Genomic DNA, 3607 nt, shown 5'->3' with positions numbered 1-3607 from the left:
AATAACAAGGCCCACTTTGTTTCTGAACAATATATACACCCCCAGACATTATTTTAAGCTTGTATTTATTTAAGAATAACATATATGAATTCGCTGTCAATATTCAAAATCTTCTTTAGTATAGGCACTGGATAAGCCGGTAAGCAACATTTTCAATAAAACAACGGATATATTTCTTTACCCATTCAAAATATAAAAGGAACACGCGCAGTAAATTTATGCAGGCTCAGAACCAAAATAAAAACTCAAAGAAAAATATGATTTTCATAAACGCTAGCGGTTTATCTAGTTAACCATATGAAAAGCGGGGAGGGGCAATTCCCCCGCTTTTGTTGGTTCTCTGATTGCCACTAGTAAAAGAAAATCGTTACACCAATATTTAGCTGACATTATTCATCCCACAACCGTGTATAATTAATTTTTTCATCGAATGAATTCAGCAGGTACACATCAGGATTCGTTAATTCTTTCCACTGTTCGAAACCAAAATTTTTATCAAAGTGATGAAGTAAGAGTGACATAATGTTTCCGTGGGTAACGATCACGGTACTCTCATGTTCACTTTCCAATGAATCTATAACTACATTTACAATTCGATCCATGGCTTCTTTACTGGATTCACCCCCGGAATACTTTAGATCTAAATTGTCAAATGTTGCATGAAGTTTATCCAACCAATCAGACATTGGCATTGAGGATAGGAGGCATTCTGATAGACGATTATCTATTTGAATTTCCAAATTTAACCTGTTTGCAAGCGGCTGAATGGTTTGGATTGCCCGTAAAAACGGACTTGATATGATGTGATCCACTTTTTTATTATAAAAAAAATCAGATAATTTTTCTGCTTGTTCCAGTCCTTTTACCGTTAATGGCGCGTCTTCCGATTGGCCTTCCGCTTCACAATGCCTGATGATGTAAATGTTTTTGTTCAAGTTTATACTCATTCCTTTCGCTTCACCCAAGGTACAAAACGCAATGAAATAAATGTTGCCTTGAGCGTCATTTTTATTATTCTAAAGTCAGAGGGGTAACAGTTAACTAAAAATCACGTCGAGGTGATGAAGTGACCGTGTTTATATGTGTAGATTGCCTTTCCAAGCACAAATAAGTGTGGCAGCGGACACGCAGACTTATCTTTGTATAAACATTACTCATTTATCGCTGGGCAATCAGTCAATGCTGTCTATCCCTATAATTCCGTGAAAAGAGTTTCCCTATGGCTTTAAAGATTGTTTATCCAATCTGTTGCGGAATTGATGTCCTTGTTGCCTGTATTGCTTCACCATCGGCAAGGGGGTTACTACTTACAAACACCATCGCTTTTCTACCTATACCAAATGCAAATTTTTTAAAAAATCCAGGAAAAAGCTTGCACTCGAAAGTTGATTCAACGAATAGAGAAGGGTGAATCAATTCTCCTATATATTGAGGCAAAGTTTGCTGATAAAGTCAAAACTGGTTTCGTTTAGCAAGCCCTAATTATAGAAGCCGAATACAGCTTTATCAATATACAAAATGTGTCAGTTCCTCTGCTACTATTTAAAATGCACTTTTGTTTTTCGCGTCAAAATCATTACGATCAGGATAGACTGCTTCTGGCAACACGTAAAGAAATAGGAATGTTTAGTTCGACTTATATAGTACAGCCGGGCTCTCAAGCAAACCCGGCTTAAGGCTACTTCATTCTTTTTGGCCGTCTGTCCGGCAGTTTTTTGATAAACTGGTTCGTCACTTCGGAAGCCACCAGGCCGATCGCAATTGCAATAGATAGAAGCAGCACTTTAGCGGCAAGCGATACGGCGCCGTTATAATCGTTTTGGACAAAGTGCCGCATGGCGTCATAGGCAAGGCCGCCTGGCACAAGCGGAATAATCCCGCCGACCGTAAAAATCAAGATCGGCGTCTTATAAAAACGGGCAAACACCTGGCTGATCACCCCGACAAAAAAAGCTGCAATAAACGTGCCATACACGACGTTCTGCTCATACATGAAAAATAGAAAATAAATACCCCACCCGATCATGCCGGTAATCCCGCACTGGATCAACAATTTTCTCGGTGCATTGAAAAGAATGCCAAATCCCGCCGAAGCAAAAAAGCTGGTTAATAGCTGTTGGAACAACTTCCGTCACCCTTTTAAAAAACTGTAATCTTTGATGTGTAAAAAACGCAGGGGCCTTAAAAAGCAGGCGGCCTTTTAAAAAATCGTGAGTATAATCGCGATCCCGGCACCGATGGCAAATGAGGTTAAAAAAGCTTCTGCGCCTTTTGTGACACCGGAAAAAAGATGTCCCGCCATCAGGTCGCGCAGTGCGTTGGTAATCGCCAGCCCCGGAACAAGCGGCATGACAGAACCGATAATGATTTTATCCAGTTCCCGGCCGACGCCTGCATGGACAAGGATGTAAGCTGTAATCCCGATCACAAGCGAAGCGACAAATTCAGCAAAGAAACGCACCTTTACGAACCGGTGGATGTAATGCGTGCTGAGGAAGCCAAGGCCGCCTGCAATACACGCGGGCAGAAAGTCAATCCAGCCGCCTAAAAAAATGATGACAAAGCAGCCGCTTGAAATGGCTGCAGCCACAAATTGCAGCCAGAGAGGGTAAGCTTCCTCTTCCGTTTCAATTTTTTTCAACTGTCCATACGCTTCCTCAAGGGTAATACCCCGGTTGCTGATTTGCCGCGAGATGCTGTTGACCTGGTCGACTTTTCTCAAATCCGTTGAACGTTCGGAGATGCGGATCAGCTTTGTCAGCTCCGCCCCGTCCAGTGAAAAAATAATGGCTGTCGGGGTGACAAAGCTGTGTGACCCACTGATCCCGGCAGCCGCAGCAATTCTCGACATCGTATCTTCCACACGGTACGTTTCCGCGCCGCTCATCAGCATGATTTTTCCGGCTAATAAGCAAACCCTCATGACCTGCTGGGCTTCATTCTGATACATGCTCATTTCTCCCTATCGATTCACCTGCAATTATTTAACCACAGTTTGCCGGTCAATAAAATAGCCGGGCCATTTTTCAGGGCCGGCTTCTTAAATCATTTCCTTTCCACAGTCCAATGAACAGAAAACGCAGCGAATTTCAGGGTCACCCGCTTGTGCTGAACAAACGAATTTTCAATGGTCTATATTTATGTTAAGGAAGAACTTTGATTTCATTCGCCTCCTTAACGTAGACGGCCTCTAGGTTAAGGAAGACCCTCATTTTCCACCGTTTCCTTAACGTAGTCACGCTCTAGGTTAAGGAAAGAACCCATTTTCCTTCGCTTTCTTAACATAGACGCGTTCTAAGTTAAGGAAGGGACCCCATTTCCTTTGCTTTCTTAACGTAGAGGCACTCTATGTTAAGGAAGAGGCCCGTTTTCCTTCGCTTCCTTAACGTAGACGCGTTCTAGGTTAAGGAAGAGGACCATTTTCCACCGCTTCCTTAACGTAGACACGCTCTAGATTAAGAAAGAGACTCATTTTTCACCGCTTCCTTAACGTAGACGCGTTCTAGGTTAAGGAAGAGGACCATTTTCCACCGCTTCCTTAACGTAGACACGCTCTAGATTAAGAAAGAGACTCATTTTTCACCGCTTTCTTAACGTAGACGCGTTC

General features: G+C 42.4%; 3 protein-coding genes. All 3 read right to left on the bottom strand.

Annotation, left to right across the window (positions count from 1 at the left end):
• Window positions 1–389: 389 nt before the first annotated feature.
• The 3 genes from P9687_RS04680 to P9687_RS04670 all read right to left on the bottom strand — a co-directional run bounded on the left by P9687_RS04680 (window position 390) and on the right by P9687_RS04670 (window position 2950).
• On the bottom strand, window positions 390–947 hold the full coding sequence (locus P9687_RS04680) for a histidine phosphatase family protein (protein ID WP_035191058.1): 558 nt from the start codon (window positions 945–947) through the stop codon (window positions 390–392).
• A gap of 731 nt (window positions 948–1678) precedes the next feature.
• Entirely contained in the window at window positions 1679–2125 is a 447-nt protein-coding gene (locus P9687_RS04675) for a threonine/serine exporter family protein (RefSeq protein ID WP_035191056.1), read from the bottom strand.
• Window positions 2126–2200: 75 nt separating this feature from the next.
• Entirely contained in the window at window positions 2201–2950 is a 750-nt protein-coding gene (locus P9687_RS04670; RefSeq protein WP_013860816.1) for a threonine/serine exporter family protein, read from the bottom strand.
• Between the last annotated feature and the right edge of the window lie 657 nt (window positions 2951–3607).

The sequence above is a fragment of the Weizmannia sp. CD-2023 genome (assembly GCF_036225245.1).
Lineage (GTDB): Bacteria > Bacillota > Bacilli > Bacillales > Bacillaceae_C > Weizmannia > Weizmannia faecalis.
Note: the sequence above shows the minus strand (reverse complement) of the source record. Positions and strands in the feature narration are given on the sequence as shown.